Consider the following 19,773-nt stretch of genomic DNA (forward strand, 5'->3'; position numbering starts at 1 on the left):
AAAATCGAAATTAAATTTACTCATAAATGAAACCCCCAAAATTGGATTTTTCTGTCCAACCTTGGGGGTTCACTTTAATTATTGAAATTTCCGCAAGACTTTTTTTCAACCTGTCAGTTTACTGAACCCTATTTCACGTGTTTCAGCGCATCCTGAACCACTGTTAGAGCTACATAAATACACCCATTTTTCATCATGTATCACTCTTTAATTTTGTACACTTATGCGCGTGCGCTTTCTCTTGCTCTACTTCATCATAAATCTATTCTTGGTAATCCGTACTAATTGACTGTGTCCACCCCTTTATTTTAGGGTGCATAAGATCGTTAAGATAGACAAATTTTTCTCCTTCACGAGTACGCTGTAGCGTATATGACTTACCTAGTCTAAAAGGATCTTTACCGTGTTCACCATCAATTGTGGCAACTTCACTATTTTTCCCATATTGTGTATACTGAGGAAATTTTAATAGCGATGTATACGACAAGTAATAGGGCCCGACATCAAGACCATTTCTAAGCTTTTTCGTCGTTTGTGCACTTCTAATTCCCCCACCAAATTTAGTTAGGTTATGACCGCCATAAATATAACCTCGGTACGCACCATTCATTGTAACAACACGATAATAAATAGCACCGTTCGTAGCCTTTTTATAACCGTACACCCGAAAATAATATCTCGAGCCTTTATATTTATGATTATTTAAAGCATGGCTATAGTAATAATCACGATCGCTCTGTGAATACGTACCCATCACTTTTAAAATATTTTTAGAGAGCACTTGCTTAGCGCCTCTTTCAGTTCCGGGTTTAGTAAACAATCCATACTTACCATTCGTTTCTACATTTCTTTTTGAGCCATCATTTCTCAGCTCTGTATAATGTGAAAAGTGATTATTTGCGGATGCTATTTTATACGGAATAATTATAACAGTTAGAAATGATAACACACTCACCGTTAACCCTAAACACTGTACTTTTCTCATTTTTATCTCCTAATTTTTTCTAATATCAATAATTTTTCGCACTAAAATAAAAGATACAAATTGTATATTCTTATAATACTAAATATATTGTGAAAACAAGCTTAATATTCAGTCTCCAAAGGTTATTCTGATATTATAAACAATGAATTTACAAATAGATTGGTTGTGAAGAAGCCCCAGTTAAAGCGGCTTGCAAAGACCAAGTACAATTTGATAATAATCACTGGGGAGTACCTAATTCTAATTCGACCCAAGGACTTGAGTTTTCTGACGGCAGGGCCATTTACATTTCAAGTGGTACTCACAATTACAACAATCTCGACCAACCTAAAATTGGCAAATACTTCTGGGGAAATGGTTTTCCTAATATGGTTATTCAGCTCGTATCTTCACAAATCACTTCACGGATGCAAGATAACGAAATCGAGGGTATTCAGCTAAAGGAAAACGATATTTTTGTCAGCCAACACTTTCATAAAAACGGCACACGCCCTGTTGCACAGACAATTTATAAGATTCCTAAGAGTACCTTTAACTGAAAAATAAATTCATCATCTTTGGCCCCACATCACATGTGGGGTCAACCTTTATCATTTCACAGAATCAGTTTACCCTACGATTCAAAATTCAATAAATACGAATACTTAATAAATCGATTTGAGTCTTGTGGTACCAAGAAACTGAAGCGTGAAGTGCCATTGCGACCACGATAGTTATCAATTGGCGTTCGAAAATTCATCACAATCATTCTAGTGCCTGGTCTCTCCATTTCAGCCATGTTTAACAGACCCCCATGTGGTTTTTCTGCCCCTTTAGCAACGCTGTAATAGCCGTAAGGAATATTAAACCACATATTTTCATCGTAATAAGGGTAATCGTGCTTAAAACCATAGTTTCCCGGCCCAATCTGGTTGACACTGATCCTCACACTTGCGAAAGCTTCAGTAGCAGTTAATTTAGTTTCTGCACTCAGTATTTTAAAATGGACAGTTTTATCTTTGACTAATTCACCTTGCTTAACTATCACTTCTTTGACAGTTTGACGATGGTAATTACGATTCACCATTCGGTATCTGACTACAAAGCCTACACCAAGCAGTCCAGGCGTCATTAATAGCACTATCTTTGATCTAAGCTTCATTAACTTGACCTGCCTTGACCATAAACTTTCTGGTAGCTACTTGGGCAACAAATTCACGATCGTACGAAGCAATTAAAAACGTACTCCCCTGCTGATTTAACTGGTGAATATATTCGACTAGATTATCAACACTTTCAGCATCTAATGCATTGGTCGGTTCGTCCAAAATAATTAGCTCACTAACTCCTAGCATCGCTTGCGCAATCCCCAGTTTTTGGCGCATTCCTAACGAAAATTTCCTAACCCGCTTTGAACCAGTGTTGGGTAATTCAAATTGAGTCAATAGTTGATTTATCTGAACATCATTCACGCTTGGTAAAAGCTTGGCCAATAACGCTAAGTTCTTTTTAGCAGTAAATTCTTCGATAACACTCGGGCTTTCAATCATAATCCCAGCCTGAACTGGAAAGGCCTCCCCTGCCTTTAACACTTGGCCTTTAATCTTAACTTGACCGGTCGTTTTAATCAGACCAAGTATTGCTTTTAAAATCAACGTCTTACCGGAACCATTAATTCCTTCAAAAACAGCAATTTCTCCACCTTCAATCGTTAAACTCACCTCATTTAGCAAAGTTTGGCCTTTGACCTTTTTCGACACCTTCACTAACTCAATTAAACTCACAACCTCATTCCTCTCTATCTTCAATAAACCTCGCAATAACGATAATAATAATAATAATAACTCAGTATTAAACTCAAAAGACTGCCCACTAATACCAATATTGTTGTCATATTTAAATCCGATGCTCGTTGAAAAACACTTAAATTTAACGGGTTATAGCGATTATCCCAATAAATGGTTAGGACCAATAAAACTGTCGGTCCAAACAGACCTAAAGCAGTGTTAATTAGATTCCCCAGTAATTGAAACAAAAGAATTAACAAAACTTCCGCATATACCAATAATCCCCAAATCAGCCAAGCATTAATGCCTTGTAATACACCAATCCTGAGTGGCACAGTATTATTGACACAACTAATCATTGCCATACTGCCTATTCCCAGTATTGTATATAAAAAAGCCACCAAGTTCACTAAAATTAAATTCAACTGCCCAAAATGTGCCTTAGAAAAATGATAGCCCAACAGTTGGACCACATGCTGCTTCCACAGCACTTGAAAACTATTTCCAACAATGATTAATGGAAATAGATAATAGCACAACCACAAACTCGGAAAAACAATCTCATGTTGATGTAAATCCACTGTGGTTGGCCCCATAAAAAATTTAGAAACAATGTTCAGACAAATGTCTCCCCAAAGCTGTGTTCCCACTAAACAACTCGCAACACTAATACTGAGCGTAACTAGCCAAAAGCGATATTTGACTAGTTGCCAATAATATCTGTATTGAACTTGCCATAAGCGTCCCATCTTTAAAATTCCCGCCTTAAGACTAGCCAATAAGTAATCAGATTAATCGCAATAATCACAATAATTAACAACCAAATTTGACCAAGTCGTCCTACAGTCCCGCCTAGCTTTGTAAATTCATACAATAATGTCTGATGACCACGCATGCTCAATTCAAAAATACCGACATTAACCGCGAGTACACCAATCACCGCAATCACTTTATTCTTAAACAAGAAATAGAGTCCTAAAAAACTACTATTAAAAATCAACTGGACTAACCAAAGTGAAATTATACCCAATCCATTGGCAATCATGAATGGTACAGGGAACTGCTGCCACAAACGGATAACTAACAACGATAGTGACGCCAAACTCCACCCCAACCAAATCAAACTAGTCGTGATTAAGTTCTGAAAAATTGTTTGATAATACAATGCACATCGCTGTTGGCAAAGCATACTATCCACTAATCGATAACGTGTAACCATCGCACCTGTGACCACTGTCAGTGGTAAAAGAACATAATAAATAAAAAAGCGATCAAACGTACATTCATAAAGTGCCTCAAATGTCTGTGTATCATGCACAAACAGGCCCCAAAAAGACATCAATCCACCACCCAGAGCGATTAGCGTAATTAGTAACAATAAGCCTTTTTGGGCCCGAATTCGATACCATTCTTGACCCCAAATACTACATAACAATTCGATAACGGCGTCCTCCAATAGCTAGTAGACTTGTCGCCACTATCATAATGCTGGTAATTAAAATAACCAGGCCTACTTGTAAATCATTTTGACTTGTCTCCGTAACAAAGTACATTGGTACAAAAGTAGCAGCTAAATCGGTCATCCCTTGAAAAAGGATCATCCCCAATTGCAAGATAAATCCCATTGTCAATGCAACAAAACGATTACTAATTAATAGCGACCAACCTAAGCAAAATACTGAAAACAACGAACCCCAAAAGCCTGCAAAAAGGATCGATAACAACGCATGCATTAACGGGTGCTGGTAATACAAACTCACCAGTAGCGTATTTCGATTAATCACCAAAATATTATTATTCAACAGATGATCTGGATGACTATCAGGTAACAATAAGAAGTAACCCGCTAAATTAATTAATAACGGTATCATGACGATTACAGCACCCATGGTAACAGCACACAAAAAATAAGATTTAAAGACTGCTCTCATCCCTATTCTAACTTGGAGTTGTGCAAAAAAGCCTATCTCTAAATCCTTTCTTATCAATGTACTGACTGGCAGTGCCGCTAATAATGGCAATAGCAAGTAAAAAGCTGTTGCCGAAAAATGAAAGCTGTCGATACCAATCCATTTCGTATATGGTGAATCAAAAAAAGTATTACTAACTAGTAACCGCTTATTAAGTGACTGAAAGATTTGAATTATCGGTAAAATTAACGCCATTCCAAAATAAAGTGTTACAACACGATAATCTAATCGTTTAAATATTAAGTCCACTGTCTCGTTCCTCCTAAAAAGTTGATGTATTACAGAGCCGAATCTGTAATTTCACTTACTTAACATCTGGGTTCCAGACGCCAGATGCAGTTCCATTTGCCTTACGAATACGATCAATTCTTACTGAAATACCATTTCCAGTCGATTCAATTGCATTATTCCATAAATGAGTTGTTGAACCAGTATATGATTTATATCCACGATGACCTGAAACGTCCCGTCCATCGTATAAAGCTGCATGAATATTGATATATTTCATCGATGAACTAACATAATTTGTGTAATTATAATAGGCAGAACGACTGCTCTTCTGACAAGCTGGTGTATGATCGCACATGCTACATACTGTATATTTATTTGACCAAGAAGTATCAACGGTATCGGCTGAAACTGATAAAATACTGATCCCACTTTCCATAAGCGTAAGTGCTAAAGTACCGACCACAAAAAACGCTTTCGCATTCAAGTGAAAGATTCCCCAATTTTCATTTTTCGGTTCTGTTCGCATAAGACTACATGATAAAGTCAGCAGCTGTCTATAACTTTTTAATCAGCATCTAATCATAATCATTATTTTTATATCAACAAATTCGTTTGCTTATATCTAAACAAGGAACTTCAATCCCATGATTAACACAACTTAGACACATTCTTTTTACACCCAGACGCCCTATAGCCGCGCAGTTTTCTCATTAATAACCAAAAAAGTTTTTTTCTCTTTATATTTTCATAATTGCTTTTCTCTAACTTTTTACGCCATTTCAACGTCACTTCAGCAATACCAGATTTTTACTATTACTCAAAAAAAAGTGACTATTAATGCCTTTGGTGTTAGTTAAAATGTTTCCTACCAATTGAATCTTTAGTAGACCACAGAAAACATCTTTCACGGGTTTTCATGGCCTGTTTTGTACAACAAAAAACACTAGCTAGTTATTTACCAGCCAGTGTCTTCAACATTAATTATTTCACGTGTTTCAGCGCATCCTGAACCGCTTCTTTAATTGCCCGACTAGAAGCCGATGCACCAGAAATCGCATCAACATCGGTCGAATTAGCAGCCACAATTTCTTTTGGCACTTGGTCAACCGCAACTAAGCCAACATCTTCACTTTCATGATGTTGAACGACTTCGACATTTTCAATCTGTTGGGCGCGATACGTGACCCGCACGGTAATCTTGCCGCCTAAACCACTGTTCGAACTGCCTAAATACTGATTAGCGCCAAGATCGACCTTGGCCGCATTCTCGGTGTCCACAATGTCATTGACCCCGTTAACGTCATCAGCCTCGACATCATCGGCGTCGGCTTTCTCAGTCGCCGCTTGTTCGCCAGCTAACTTACCGAAGATCAAGCATTCCGCTAAGTTACCGCCACCTTGGTAACAGTTCGAGACAATCCCACCGAGTTCACCGGCACCATAAAGATGTGGAATCGGTTGGTTATTGACGCCTAAAATTTGCGCCTTTTCATTGCGTTCAGGCCCACCTTGGGTATTCAGGACATCGTTAGCGACCGCAATCGAATAGTAAGGCCCATCATCAAAGGCCCGCATACTCTCAACGTGCCGGCCAAATTCATAATCTTCACCAGCTGCTTTAAATTGATTAAAGCGAGCAACGGTCTTTGCTAGATTATCAGCTGGTACGTTCATTTGGGTGGCCAATTTAGCTAAAGAATCCGCAGAGATCAATTTATCCATAAATTGGGGGTAAGGTAACCGACCGTTAGTGGCTAATTCTTGCTTAAAGTCATTATATTGGGCTTGATCAAAGATCAAGTATGGATGCAAGTTCTTCATTGGAATCAACCATGAGCCATGGGTCTTAATGTGACCATGCCGATGCGGGGCATCTTCTGGGAAGTAACGGGTTCCATCATCAGCGGTCACTAAGATACTTCCTTGCTTCAATAATGGCCAGTTCAATTGCCGACCACGTTCATTATCAGCTTCTTTAAAGGTCAAACCTGGTAAAACGCCATGTGACTCATAGTTGGCCATATGCCACATCTTGGCACCCACCGTTTGGGCCATCTTAACCCCATCACCACGGTTATAGAGCGTGCCTAATGGTGTTAGCCGCTTACTATGCAAGTAAGTTTGGACGAGTTCAGGGTTATTTTCAAAGCCGCCCATCGCTAAGACGACCCCATTTTTCGCATGCACATTGATCACTTGATCGTGACGTTTGATTTGTACGCCACGGATAATGCCCGTCCCGGGTTCTTGAATCAACTTTTGAGCCCGTGACTCCAACCAAACATCAATCTTGTCAGTCCGATCCATAACTTCTTGCCGCAAAACTTTCCACAAGCCAGCATCTTTGTCACGTTTGTGGACTAGGGCAAAATCAACCGTCTCGCTACCCTTTAGTTCTGGATATTCCGCCATCGTCTTCTTCATATCAACCGCATCGCCGGGCTTGACATCATGCTTCCAGCTAACGGCTTTAATTCCTAAGTAATTTTCAAAGTAAGCGGGAATCTGGCTCATGCCCCGTAAATAAGCCTGCAAAGTCTTTTCCGGGGTCACAAACGCGCCATTCAAGCCATGATAGTAATCGGTCAAATCTTTTAAGTTTTCACCCATGACCACGTGTTGGGCGGAATAACGGGTATTCCCACCTTCACGACCATAAGGCGCCGTTTCAACAACTAAGACCCGCGCGCCATTGTCGGCGGCAAACCGTGCGGCAGAGGCCCCGGCGCCACCAAAGCCTAACACGATCACATCATAATTGCCTTGCCATTTAACGGCCAACGCTGGCGTACCGTTTTGCATTTTAACTAATTGCGTGAAATGCACAAAGCAACTTTCCAAGAAACTAATCGTCTTTTGATCAACTAAGCTCCCTTGGTCATCAAAGGCTTTCGGTGCAAAGCTCAACATAAATTCATTACCCGGTAAGACGGTCGCGCCAACCCCAGGTGAGTTCAAGATTAGTCGTAATTCATCTTGGGCGCGTGACGTACCTTGGATGCCTAAGGACGTGCCGACAATCATTAGCGGCTTGCCATTTAACGGATGCACACTATATGAGAGCCATTCGATGACACTCTTCAAAGCAGCCGGCACAGCATGATCATATTCAGGTACCCCAATAATGACCCCGTCAGCGGCATCGATTTGATCGGCTAAGGTTTGAACAGCGGCTGGTAATTCAGCGTCTTTACTAGGTTCTTTAAATAATGGCACTTGATCAATCTCAGCCACAGTCATGCTGACCTGGGCACTGAAATGATGTTGCATGTAATGTAGTAATTCACGATTATACGACTTTTCGGCATTCGTACCGACAATAGCGACTAATTTCATAATTAACAGTCCTTTTCAGTTTTATGTCTGATTTCATTTAACAGCGTGTGGTTGTTCACGAGGTCAATATAACGACTTTTGACGAAAAGGCAATGTGCAATTTTGATTAAGCTGATGAAAGCCTGATATATCAGGTTAAATTAGCTTTATATTTTTTTAATACCTTGATTATCACTATGTAAAGCGCTTACTTTAGCTAAATAATAATTTGCTATCCATAAATATTATTAATAAATATGACTATCATAAGACCGACATTTAACGTTTAAAGCCACGTAACAATAACTATTATCTAGCGCTCTTCTATTTATTATCCTTGTTAAATCAGCATTCAAGCAACTACCCAATCTTAGTTATTACTCATACCCCCTATCCAAGGATTGACATTCACAAAATAAAAGTTATGATACCTCATGAATCTTAAGCAAGCGGATTCAACCTCCACATTCATGTGAATCTTTTATCAATTGATCACTGACGACGGTTGCGTCGATGATCGTGATTGCCATTATTCATGGTTCAAACCATCAGCATAAAGGGGCTCAAAATTATGATTAGCAAAATCAATTGGAAAGCATTTCTCTTACCTTTAATTCTCGGCATCGCCATCTGGCTGCTGACACCATTCAAACCCACCGATATTAATACCGCCGCTTGGCATTTATTTGCTATCTTCGTCGCAACGATCGTGGCCTGCATTACCAAGCCACTGCCAATGATGGCGACAACCTTAATTGGGATCACCATTGCAACTTTATCAGGAATCTTTACGATGGATGAAGTCACGGCGGGCTTTGGGAACTCGACCGCTTGGATGGTTGCGATGTGTATGTTCATGGCCGCTGGCTTCATCAAGTCCGGCTTAGGTAAACGAATCGCCTACCTCTTCGTCAAGTTATTCGGTAAGCACACGTTGGGCTTAGCTTATGCATTATCAGCCGTCGATACCGTCTTAGCCATTGGCATTCCAAGTAACAATGCCCGGGTCAATGGGATTATGTATCCAATCATCGATAACCTCTCGCACGAGATGGGTTCTGATCCGAAAAAAGGCACCCAACGCAAATTAGGTTCATTTCTAATCTTTAATGAATACGAAATCAACAACGTTACTTCTGGCCTGTTTCTAACTGGGCTGGCTGGGAACATGGTCGCGTTAGGTCTAGCTAAGACACAAGGAATCACCGTTTCTTGGTTACAATGGTTTGCGGCTGCGAGTGTTCCTGGGATTCTTTCCCTCTTAATCATTCCGTTCGTCCTTTACAAAGTCTATCCACCCGAAGTCAAAGAAACGCCCAATGCCCATGCATGGGCCGATGCCCGCCTAAAAGAAATCGGTAAAATGACCTTGAGTGAAAAGATCATGTTAACGACCTTCGTCTTAGCAATTGGGCTCTGGCTCGTGGGGACCAAGCTTGGTATTGACGCCACTGAAGTCAGCTTTATTGCGGTCGTCATCCTCTTAATCACGGGGGTCTTAACGACCAAGGATATGTTAAAAGAAAGCTTTGCGTGGAATATCTTAGTGTGGTTATCAGTCATTATGTTAATGTCTCAAAAACTCATGACATTAGGCTTCTTCCCATGGTTCTCAAAGACGTTGGGTAACGCCTTGCACGGGATGAGCTGGCTGTTTGTCTTAATCATTTTATTCTTAGCTTACTTCTACTTACATTACATGTTCCCCAGTGTCTCGACCCAAATCTCCGCCCTGTATGCTGGCTTTCTCTCCGTAGCGATTGGGGCAGGAGTGCCCCATACGTTAGCGGCCTTAATGCTGGCCTTTTGTGGGTCAATCTATTTGTCCACGACCCCTTATTCAGCCGGTCCAGCTGCGTTGCTTTCTGGTACTGGTTACGTTTCTAATAAAGAATGGTGGCAGCTAAGCGCCCTGATTGGGGTTATCTTCAACGTCATCTGGCTGGGTGGCGGTCTCTTATGGACCAAGGTTATCGGCCTCTGGTAATCAAAAATTAAAAGCCGCTCCTAAACTAATTTACGCTATACTTAACTTAGTTTAGGGGAGGTTTTTTAATGAATGAGCGCGATTTAAAATACTATTGTCACTTAGTCGAGAGCGGCAACTACACGGCCACGGCCAAACACTTTCAAGTGACCCAGCCCGCCATTTCGGCTGCTTTGAAACGGTTAGAAACCCAATACGGCACCCAGCTATTAAGCCAAGCCAATCATCGCGCCCGCTTAGTCACGACCGCTGCCGGTCAAGTCCTATATATTCGCGCGCGCAAGCTCATTCAAGAATTCGCTCAAGTAGCCTTAGACGTCCAGCACGCCGATGATCAAAAGGTTCGACTAGGATTTTCACATAACGCCGCCAGTATTTGGTTGCCAACAGTCATTGAAACCTTTGCGCATCACCACTTACTGCCAGCTATTGCTACGACCGTCGCAATGTCGGAACCTTTATTCGACCAGCTCCATCACCATAAGTTGGACGCTGCCATCTTGTCGACCTTACAGCCGATGCAATCAGCAGACTTGCAGGTCTTTCAATTAACGACCCACCCACTTTGCGTACTCGTTAATCGCCATCACCCGCTCAGCCAGCAATCGATGATCCAAGCGACTGATTTACAACAAGTCCCCATCATCGCGCGCTTACCACACTCGTTGCCACGCACCGCTTTAGCACAATATTGCCAGCAGCGACAACTGCAGCCAAATATTATCTACGAGGCCCATTCGAATCAATTAGTTGAGAAATTAGTCGCCCGTAATCTCGGCATCGGCTTCGTGATTGCCGGTTCGGTCTCGCTGAGCCAAGACGTCGTGGCCGTGCCATTAAAGTCCAGTGAAGCAATTACCTGCTACATGCAACTCGTCGTCCGCAAGTCTTTCTTACCAACGGCCCGACAAGTTCATTGCATTAGCTTACTCAAACAGATTCCAACCCAAGGATAATTAGTCGACTCAAAATCACGGCTTTAGCCGAAAGCCGTCACAGTTTGTTCACAGGCCGCGGCTATACTTTAGGCATAGTCAATTAAGGAACGCCCCATTCCCGAACGACATCCTAACTTTAAAATTCATTGACGCCCCCAAGTAATGAATTGTGTGTGTGATACCCTAACTTTAAAGTTTTATCCCTTTTTCCACCATTCTTCCCCGGATGGTGGTTTTTAGAGTGTGAGGTCCAACGGGTGCCCCTGAGCATTGCCTAGCTAGTCAATGATACCGATGAACTGTCCGGAATTATTGACTGGCGTAGCAAGCGTAGTCGCCAGCTTTGCCGAACACGTTTCGGCAAATTCACAAAAAAGCCGCTGTCACTAGCACTACTTAGGCCTCAACAGTCCTAAAATCTCCCTTTTACCACAATTTTCTAACCCGTTTAGTAAGTCCGCACCCCAATCCAACCCATTAGCTCACCTAACAAAGTCCCCATCACACCGGCATTTCGTTGACCAACTACAACATCCTATCGTAAGCTGGCACTACTTTAAAGATGGGGGAAATTCATATGTCTAAAACTACATTCAAGAATTGCCAGTTATTCGACGGCGCCCATGACGCCATTCAAGCTAATAGTTGGTTCACGGTTAATGATACTGGTCGCATTACCGCGATAGGGACCGGGACCGCGCCAAGCAGTGACCACGTTGTTGATCTCAATGGCAAATATGTCATGCCGGGGTTGATCAATGCTCACACGCACATCACGATGGACCCCAAAGTCGGCAGTGGCGACACTGGCGTCGATGAAGTCACGGCGACGGTCCGCGCCGTTCAAAATTTACATGAACTCTTAAAATCAGGTGTAACGTATATTCGCGAATGCGGCTGTACATTTAACATCGACGTCGCACTTGAGAAACTACGCGCAACTGGTAAATTAACCAAGATTCCCAACATTTTACCGTCTGGCCAGCCATTTTCAATGACGGGTGGTCATGGTGACTTGCCAAACTTCGGCAAACTAGTCGATTCACCAGACGAAATGCGTAAAGCCGTGCGGACGGCCCTGCGTGATGGCGTCAAAGCGGTCAAACTCATGGCAACCGGTGGCGTCATGACCCCTGGTGACTTTATGGATGATCCGCAATTGACCATTGAAGAAATGTCAGTCGCGGTCGCCGAAGCCCATCACAAGGGTAATATTGTCGCCGCCCATGCGGAAGGCAATCCCGGCATCTATAACGCCATCAAAGCCGGCGTTGATTCGATCGAACACGGCTGTTACGTCACCGATGACGAGATCGACATGATGCTCGATCAAGGCACTTACTTGACACCCACCCTAGTCGCCGCTTGGACGATTCCTGAATTTGGCCCGGGTAAGTTACCCGACTGGGAAGTCAAAAAGTCCGCCGATGCCTGGGGCGATATTTGCGTCAACATCGAACATGCTCGTCAACGCGGCGTAAAAATCACGTTGGGAACCGATGCCGGTACGCCCTATAATGACTTCTCAATGACGCCAGTTGAATTCGAATTAATGGTCCGTAATGGTGCGCCGAACTTTGCTGCCTTACAGACCAATCAAAATTCAGCGGCGTTATTAAACATCGCCGATGATTATGGAACGCTAGCCGAAAATAAAATTGCGGACTTCTTAGTGTTAGACCGCGATCCGTTAGCGGACGTCAAGGCCGTCCAACAATTAGACAAGGCCGTCTATAAAGCAGGCGTCCAAGTGTATTAAACTAAGGCATTAAAAAAGATTGGGCTAGCGTCCAATCTTTTTTGATAGCCACTATTCAGTAGGCAAACGTCACAAAATTTGCTAGAATACCCCTTAACAATTAAAACTTGAAGGGGGAACCCACTTTGTTCTTTTTTGACCCAACTTACTTTCTCGTCATTATCGGCTTAATCATCTCGATGGCCGCTTCCAGCTACGTTAACCGCACGTTCCATCATTATGATAGTTACCGTAGCCAAAGCAACCAGACCGGGAGCGATGCGGCCCGCTTTATCTTATCGCAATCTGGTATTCAAGATGTCGGCGTCCAGGCCATCAGTGGCGACTTAACTGATAATTACAACGGCCAGACTAAGGTACTCAGCTTGTCTGAATCTACCGCCAACTCAACTTCAGTTGCCGCAATTGGTGTCGCGGCGCATGAATGCGGACACGCGGTTCAAGATCACGTCAATTATTGGCCGATGCGCTTACGAACGGCCTTAGTTCCCGCCGCCAATCTCGGGTCAATGTTATCATTACCAATAATCATCGTCGGGGTCTTATTGAGTTACAACACAACGTTAATTCATATCGGAATCTTCTTATTCTCGTTAGCGTTACTTTTCCAACTAGTCACCTTACCCGTAGAATTCAATGCGTCCCGGCGTGCTTTAAAGATTTTGTCAGATGGTCAAGTCCTAACGCCAACCGAAGTGCCGATGGTTCGCAAAGTTTTAGTCGCAGCGGCGCTAACTTATGTTGCCGCGGCGCTATCGACTTTCCTACAACTCTTGCGGCTGGTGCTCTTATTCGGCGGCAATCGCGACAACGATTAAAAGTTAGCTTAACAAATGCTTAGGGATTTTTTCACGACATTGCACCAGTTCGTTCACATATTCTTCACAGGCACTCGGTATGATAGCATCATAGCAATTGAGGTAAAGCTCATTGTTACTATCTACAACCTAAAATTTTTCATTTACTCCTCCAAAGTAATGAAATTAATAACGTCAGGTGACTCCCCATCACCTGACTACCCTACTCCTTTTTCCACCGTATCCCCGTACGGTGGTTTTTTTGTAGAGTGAGAGGCAAAGTGGGTTGGTGACGAGCATTGCCTAGCTAAATCAATTATCCGGTGGGCTTCCGGATGGTTGACTTAGCGTAGCAAGCACAGTCACCAGCTTTGCCGAACACGTTTCGGCAAGTTTGAAGCAAATGCCTGAGAGAGCCAACGGGTTGGTGACGAGTATTGCCTAGCCAGTCAATGATGTCGGTGACCTTCCGGCATTGTTGGCGTGGCGTAGCAAGCGGAGTCGCCAGTTGGATCGAACGCGTTTCAGCCAACTAGCCCCCAAAAAACGACCGGCAGTTTAAACGAAAACTTTACAATTTCCATAACTTAACACATATCACTTTAACTTTTACCCACCAAGTCGTTATACTAGGAACATGGTAGTTGAACTTGTCACTCAATTACCATAATCTTTTTCATTTACTCCTCCAAAGTTAATGAAAAATTAGTTTCGTTGGGCACTCCAACCTAACGAAAAGAACTACTCCTTTTGCCGTCGCTTAACAGCGATGGTTTTTATTTTTACTTTCAGAAAACTTGCAATTCTAAAACCGGCAAGCGTATGATAATCGAGGAAGCTTGATAAGGAGTGATTACATGAAGAAGCGTAGTTGGGTCGCGGCATTAGCGACGCCCCTAACGTTATTTACCGCCACGCTGTTAGCTAGTGAAAAGTTATATAACTTTGCTTTCAAACGGGTCGATTACGTCCCTGAAACTTCGGCTGACAAACAAAAGTACGCGGATGCTTATTGGGCTTACGTCAACTGGTTATATCGGCAGCCGATTCAAAAGTGGCAATTGAACCTGGGCGATGCTGAAAACCGTCTCGTGGCGCAATATGTCCCGGCTAAGGCCAATAGTCGTAAAACGGTTATTATTTCACACGGCTATAAAGGCGACGGCGAAACCATGGCGAATTACGCCTACATGTTCCATAACATGGGCTATAACGTCTTGTTGCCAGATGATCGTGGTCATGGTAAAAGTGCCGGCAAATATATCAGTTTTGGCTGGCAAGATCGGCGCGACTACCTTGGTTGGGTCGATCAAGTCATTAAGACGGTCGGCAAGTCAGCCGAAATCGTCCTCTTTGGTGTCAGTATGGGTGGGGCCACCGTTGAGATGATGAGCGGTGAAGAATTACCACCACAAGTAAAAGCCATCATCGCCGACTGTGGCTATACCAGTATTGAAGAAGAATTAGCTTACTTATTGAAACGGCAATTTCATTTACCGAAATACCCATTTGTGCCAATTGTTAGCTTTATCAATCGCCACCGTATGGGTTATTTCTTAAGCGATGTCAGTTCTGTTGAACAGTTACGCCATAATAAGTTACCAATCTTCTTCATTCATGGTGAAAAAGATGTCTACGTCCCCAGTTGGATGTTGAAGAAAAACTACCGTGCAACAACCGCACCTAAGATGATGTGGCAAGTGCCGAATGCCACGCACGCGGAAAGCTTTTGGATTGGCCCCGCGGCTTACGAAAAGCATGTGAGTGCCTTTTTGAATCGTTATCTAGACGACTAAACCTAAATAGGTGGTGAAAACTTTTACAGTTTTCACCACCTATTTGATTTAAATTCAGTTTAGTGACGGCTGACCGCAGTCACAATGCGCGCCAATCGATCGGCCATCTTCGCCAAGTTAGCCGATCCTTGGGTCATCGCTTCAGCTAAGGTTGACACATGGTCCACAATCGGCAAGACCGCCGTGACGCCATGCTCCGCAAAGGCTTGATTCGCCCCTTGTTGATTACCAACTAATAAGTAACATGGCTTGTCGGCAGCTTGAGCCAATTCACTGATTTGAATCGGCACTTTGCCCATAAAGCTTTGGTCATCGACTTGACCTTCACCGGAAATCACCCAGTCAACAGCTTGAATCCGGTCCGCTAACCCACTGAGCTTAGCCACCAGTTTAAACCCAGATTGAACTGGTGCACCTAGAAAATACCGCAATGCAAACCCAATGCCACCAGCCGCACCATCGCCAAGGTGATCACTGACTTGACCGGTCGACACTTGCATAAAGTGTTGCATCGCCGCATCATAAGACCCAATAGCGGCTTGGGATAACCCTTTTTGGGGACCAAAGATCGCCGCCGCACCTTGTGCACCGGTCAGTGGATTGGTCACATCCGACGCATTGACGAACTGAACCGTTGCCAACGCTGGTAGGACTTGCCCAGTCTCAACCCGTGCCACTTGACCTAAGTCAGCACCAACCATCATCAATTCGTGGTCATCGGCATCAAAGAACTGATAGCCCAGTGCCCGTAAAATACCCGCACCACCATCAACGGTCCCACTGCCACCTAAACCAACCACAATCTGCCTAGCCCCACGTTGTATGGCATCTTTAATCAACAGACCGGTGCCGTATGTATTGGTTTGACTAGGCGTCAGTCGATCGGTGACAAACTGAATACCAGAAGCCGCCGCCACTTCAATCACGGCCAGCTGCTGATCGGCAAAGTACCCGTAACTAGCTGTAATCGGGTGCTGAACAATATCCACCGTTGCGACCGAAACTAACTCACCACCCGCTTGATTCGCTAAAAAGGCAGCGACCGTTCCTTCACCACCATCCGCAATCGCGATTTGATCGGCACTAATCCCGTGGGCGGCTAGTTGATCCGCCACGATTTGATTAGCTTGAATACTCGTCATTGAATTTTTAAATGAATCAATTGCTACTAATGCCCGCACTGCACTCACCATTCCTTTTCGCTATTCGCTGTCATCGTTACCAGCGTGCCATCATCAATCATACGCCGAAATGCTCATGGCTGCCGAAAAAAAGCGACCCAGCCGCAGCCAGGTCGCTCATCATTGATATTAGTTTTTAGTCATCCAAACCCAGACGCTTAAAGATATCGTCCACATGGCGTAAATGATAATGATAATCAAACGCATCATCAATTGCCGCTTGGTCTAAATGTTGTCGAATCTCAGCGTTCGCTTCCACCAATGGCTTGAATTGTAAGTGTTCATCCCAAGACTTCGCCGTCAATGGTTGGACTAAATCATAGGCCCCTTCACGTGACATGCCGGTATCGATCAACTTCAACATTACCCGTTGACTGTAGATCAAACCATAAGTATCACCCATGTTTTCCTTCATCCGTTCTGGGAAAACGGTCAACGTTCCGATAATCTTATTAATCCGGGTTAAAATGTAATCCGTTAGAATCGTGGTGTCAGGTAAAATAATCCGTTCCGCCGATGAATGCGAAATATCGCGTTCATGCCAGAGTGGGACATCTTCATAGGCTGTCATCATGTGGCCACGAATTACACGAGCCAAACCGGTCACATTTTCAGAACCAATTGGATTGCGCTTATGCGGCATCGCTGATGAGCCTTTTTGACCTTTATTGAAGAATTCTTCAACTTCGTGGGTTTCCGACTTTTGTAACCCACGAATTTCAGTGGCGAAGACTTCAACACTCGTCGCGATTAACGCTAAAGTGGCGATGTATTCGGCATGTAAATCCCGTGGTAAGACTTGCGTTGAGATTTCTTGGGCCCGAATACCTAATTGATCACACACGAATTGTTCAACGAATGGTGGAATGTTAGCAAACGTCCCGACCGCTCCACTAATCTTGCCCGCTTCTACGCCGGCTGCGGCATGTTCAAAACGGTCAATATCACGGTTAATTTCGGAATACCAACGGGCTAGCTTTAAGCCAAAGGTTGTTGGTTCAGCATGCACGCCATGCGTCCGACCCATCTCAACAGTGTATTTGTACTTCTTAGCTTGTGACGCTAACGTTGCGCGTAAGTCTTGTAAATCTTGGCGAATGATAGCATTGGCCTGCTTTAACCGGTACCCTTGTGCCGTATCAACGACATCAGTACTAGTCAAGCCATAATGGACCCATTTGCGTTCGTCACCGAGTGATTCGGACACATCGCGCGTAAAGGCCACGACATCATGATGAGTCACGGTTTCAATCTCCGCAATCCGATCTACATCGAATTTAGCATTCTTACGAATCTTAGCGACATCTGCCGCGGGGATCTTGCCTAATTCAGCCCAGGCTTCATCGGCGGCAATTTCAACAGCTAACCAAGCTTGGTACTGATTTTCAAGGGACCACACTTTGCCCATCTCTGGACGCGTATAACGATCAATCATTGCTAATCCTCATTTCTATAACCTCATTTACTAACAAAACACGAACATTATTATATCATACCCGTCTTGCAAATCATAGGAACGAACGCTGAAAATAGCTAGTTAATTTTCATTACTTTTCATATTAAAATCGTTATATTCCGGTGAATCACGAATAACCATGAACGTTTATAAACTAGTAAATTAAGAACATTCGGTTTTAGGGTTGCACTCGGTCATTAAAATTGCTATACTTCTTGCTGTTGGGTTGGTGAACGTTTGACCACCCATTGCTGTTAAACATTCATATATTAAAATAATTTAATGAGGTGGAAAATTATGGCATCAGTCGTAGTAGTAGGGAGCCAATGGGGCGATGAAGGTAAAGGAAAGATCACGGACTTTTTAAGTCAGGAAGCAGATGTGGTATCACGTTACCAAGGCGGCGATAATGCCGGCCACACCATCGTATTTAATGGTAAAACTTTCAAATTACGGCTGATTCCTTCAGGGATTTTCTTCCATGATAAGACCAGTATCATCGGGAACGGCGTGGTTTTAAATCCAAAGTCGTTAGTTGAAGAACTCCAGTACCTCCGTGACAACGGGGTTAATCCGGATAACTTACGCATCTCCAACCGGGCTCACGTTATCTTGCCTTACCATATCACCTTAGATGGTGCCCAAGAAAAAGCCAAAGCTGGCGACAAGATTGGGACGACTAACAAAGGGATTGGCCCGGCTTACATGGATAAAGCCGAACGAATCGGGATTCGGGTTGCGGATCTCTTGGAAAAGGACACCTTTGCCGCCCTCTTAAAACGTAACCTTGAAGAAAAGAACCAAATCATCACCAAGCTATACAGTTTAGAACCCCTTAACTTCGATGATATTTTTGAAACTTACTATAATTATGGTCAAGAACTCAAGCCATTCGTGACTGACACTTCCGTCGTCATCAATGATGCGTTAGATAATGGCAAGCGGGTCTTATTCGAAGGCGCACAAGGCGTCATGCTCGATATCGACCAAGGAACTTATCCTTACGTCACTTCATCTAATCCCGTTGCTGGGGGCGTGACGATTGGGAGCGGCGTCGGCCCTTCAAAAATCGATAACTGTGTCGGGGTCTTAAAAGCCTATACCTCACGTGTTGGTGACGGCCCATTTCCAACTGAATTATTCGACGAAACTGGCGATTTCATTCGTGAAACGGCCCATGAATACGGGACCGTGACGAAACGCCCCCGTCGAATCGGTTGGTTCGATAGTGTCGTTCTCCGCCATGCTAAGCGGGTTTCAGGCTTAACACATTTGAGTTTGAACTGTTTAGACGTTTTGACCGGCTTAAAAACCATCAAAATCTGTACGGCTTACGACTTAAACGGTGAAACCATCTATCATTACCCCGCTAGCTTAAAAGAACTCGAAGCTTGCAAACCAATCTACGACGAATTACCTGGGTGGGACGAAGATATTACCGGCGTGAAGACCTTAGCTGAATTACCTGAAAATGCCCGTAACTATTTGAAGCGGATCGAAGACCTCGTTGGCGTTAAAGTGGCGACCTTCTCCGTTGGTCCTGACCGCGACCAAACTAACGTGATCGACCAAAATATCTGGGACTAGTTTAA

General features: G+C 43.5%; 16 protein-coding genes. 6 read left to right on the top strand and 10 right to left on the bottom strand.

Annotated elements, in window-relative coordinates:
* Nucleotides 1-262: 262 nt before the first annotated feature.
* From FFM80_RS08360 to FFM80_RS08395, 8 genes are all read right to left on the bottom strand, one after another.
* Nucleotides 263-985 (bottom strand): hypothetical protein, encoded by a 723-nt coding sequence (locus FFM80_RS08360; protein ID WP_137640367.1) that lies wholly within the window; start codon nt 983-985, stop codon nt 263-265.
* 613 nt (nt 986-1,598) lie between these two features.
* Nucleotides 1,599-2,126, bottom strand: a complete 528-nt coding sequence (locus tag FFM80_RS08365; protein WP_137640368.1) for a hypothetical protein — start codon at nt 2,124-2,126, stop codon at nt 1,599-1,601.
* Complete coding sequence (locus FFM80_RS08370) at nt 2,116-2,748, bottom strand: ATP-binding cassette domain-containing protein (RefSeq protein ID WP_137640369.1); 633 nt, start codon at nt 2,746-2,748, stop codon at nt 2,116-2,118. The genes FFM80_RS08365 and FFM80_RS08370 overlap by 11 nt, the downstream gene beginning before the upstream one ends.
* A 20-nt stretch (nt 2,749-2,768) precedes the next feature.
* A complete protein-coding gene (locus FFM80_RS08375; RefSeq protein WP_137640370.1) occupies nt 2,769-3,500 on the bottom strand; it encodes a hypothetical protein in 732 nt (243 codons plus the stop codon).
* A 2-nt stretch (nt 3,501-3,502) separates the two neighbouring features.
* The gene (locus FFM80_RS08380) at nt 3,503-4,186 is read right to left on the bottom strand and encodes a hypothetical protein (RefSeq protein WP_137640371.1); all 684 of its coding nucleotides are present in this window, start codon (nt 4,184-4,186) and stop codon (nt 3,503-3,505) included.
* Complete coding sequence (locus tag FFM80_RS08385; RefSeq protein WP_137640372.1) at nt 4,176-4,970, bottom strand: hypothetical protein; 795 nt, start codon at nt 4,968-4,970, stop codon at nt 4,176-4,178. The genes FFM80_RS08380 and FFM80_RS08385 overlap by 11 nt, the downstream gene beginning before the upstream one ends.
* 55 nt (nt 4,971-5,025) lie before the next feature.
* Nucleotides 5,026-5,436, bottom strand: a complete 411-nt coding sequence (locus FFM80_RS08390; RefSeq protein ID WP_223877321.1) for a hypothetical protein — start codon at nt 5,434-5,436, stop codon at nt 5,026-5,028.
* A 497-nt stretch (nt 5,437-5,933) separates the two neighbouring features.
* Entirely contained in the window at nt 5,934-8,288 is a 2,355-nt protein-coding gene (locus tag FFM80_RS08395) for an FAD-binding protein (protein ID WP_137640373.1), read from the bottom strand.
* 550 nt (nt 8,289-8,838) lie between these two features.
* Here FFM80_RS08395 and FFM80_RS08400 point away from each other — a divergent pair.
* The 5 genes from FFM80_RS08400 (at nt 8,839) to FFM80_RS08420 (ending at nt 15,544) form a co-directional block, all read left to right on the top strand.
* Nucleotides 8,839-10,254 (top strand): DASS family sodium-coupled anion symporter, encoded by a 1,416-nt coding sequence (locus tag FFM80_RS08400; protein ID WP_137640374.1) that lies wholly within the window; start codon nt 8,839-8,841, stop codon nt 10,252-10,254.
* A gap of 68 nt (nt 10,255-10,322) precedes the next feature.
* Nucleotides 10,323-11,210, top strand: coding sequence for a LysR family transcriptional regulator (locus FFM80_RS08405; RefSeq protein ID WP_137640375.1), 888 nt, complete (start codon nt 10,323-10,325; stop codon nt 11,208-11,210).
* 559 nt (nt 11,211-11,769) lie between these two features.
* Nucleotides 11,770-12,951 (top strand): metal-dependent hydrolase family protein, encoded by a 1,182-nt coding sequence (locus FFM80_RS08410; RefSeq protein ID WP_137640376.1) that lies wholly within the window; start codon nt 11,770-11,772, stop codon nt 12,949-12,951.
* Between the two features lie 125 nt (nt 12,952-13,076).
* Nucleotides 13,077-13,769, top strand: coding sequence for a zinc metallopeptidase (locus FFM80_RS08415; protein ID WP_137640377.1), 693 nt, complete (start codon nt 13,077-13,079; stop codon nt 13,767-13,769).
* An 836-nt stretch (nt 13,770-14,605) separates the two neighbouring features.
* Nucleotides 14,606-15,544 carry an alpha/beta hydrolase gene (locus FFM80_RS08420; protein WP_137640378.1) on the top strand — a complete coding sequence of 313 codons (939 nt, stop codon included), beginning with the start codon at nt 14,606-14,608 and terminating at the stop codon, nt 15,542-15,544.
* Between the two features lie 59 nt (nt 15,545-15,603).
* Here the strand turns inward: FFM80_RS08420 and FFM80_RS08425 are convergent, their stop codons facing one another.
* Together FFM80_RS08425 and purB are read right to left on the bottom strand one after the other, a co-directional pair.
* Nucleotides 15,604-16,725, bottom strand: coding sequence for a glycerate kinase (locus tag FFM80_RS08425; protein WP_137640379.1), 1,122 nt, complete (start codon nt 16,723-16,725; stop codon nt 15,604-15,606).
* A gap of 136 nt (nt 16,726-16,861) precedes the next feature.
* Complete coding sequence (purB, locus tag FFM80_RS08430) at nt 16,862-18,160, bottom strand: adenylosuccinate lyase (protein WP_137640380.1); 1,299 nt, start codon at nt 18,158-18,160, stop codon at nt 16,862-16,864.
* Nucleotides 18,161-18,478: 318 nt separating this feature from the next.
* On the opposite strand from purB, the gene FFM80_RS08435 reads away from it, so the two are divergent.
* Nucleotides 18,479-19,768, top strand: coding sequence for an adenylosuccinate synthase (locus FFM80_RS08435; protein WP_137640381.1), 1,290 nt, complete (start codon nt 18,479-18,481; stop codon nt 19,766-19,768).
* Nucleotides 19,769-19,773: the final 5 nt, after the last annotated feature.

Source organism: Lactiplantibacillus dongliensis, from assembly GCF_005405105.1.
Classification (GTDB): Bacteria; Bacillota; Bacilli; order Lactobacillales; family Lactobacillaceae; genus Lactiplantibacillus; species Lactiplantibacillus dongliensis.

Coding starts and splice junctions, on each gene's coding strand:
- FFM80_RS08360 (WP_137640367.1), bottom strand. CDS start 985: ATGAGAAAAGTACAGTGTTTAGGGTTAACGGTGAGTGTGTTATCATTT.
- FFM80_RS08365 (WP_137640368.1), bottom strand. CDS start 2,126: ATGAAGCTTAGATCAAAGATAGTGCTATTAATGACGCCTGGACTGCTT.
- FFM80_RS08375 (WP_137640370.1), bottom strand. CDS start 3,500: ATGGGACGCTTATGGCAAGTTCAATACAGATATTATTGGCAACTAGTC.
- FFM80_RS08395 (WP_137640373.1), bottom strand. CDS start 8,288: ATGAAATTAGTCGCTATTGTCGGTACGAATGCCGAAAAGTCGTATAAT.
- FFM80_RS08400 (WP_137640374.1), top strand. CDS start 8,839: ATGATTAGCAAAATCAATTGGAAAGCATTTCTCTTACCTTTAATTCTC.
- FFM80_RS08405 (WP_137640375.1), top strand. CDS start 10,323: ATGAATGAGCGCGATTTAAAATACTATTGTCACTTAGTCGAGAGCGGC.
- FFM80_RS08410 (WP_137640376.1), top strand. CDS start 11,770: ATGTCTAAAACTACATTCAAGAATTGCCAGTTATTCGACGGCGCCCAT.
- FFM80_RS08420 (WP_137640378.1), top strand. CDS start 14,606: ATGAAGAAGCGTAGTTGGGTCGCGGCATTAGCGACGCCCCTAACGTTA.
- purB (WP_137640380.1), bottom strand. CDS start 18,160: ATGATTGATCGTTATACGCGTCCAGAGATGGGCAAAGTGTGGTCCCTT.
- FFM80_RS08435 (WP_137640381.1), top strand. CDS start 18,479: ATGGCATCAGTCGTAGTAGTAGGGAGCCAATGGGGCGATGAAGGTAAA.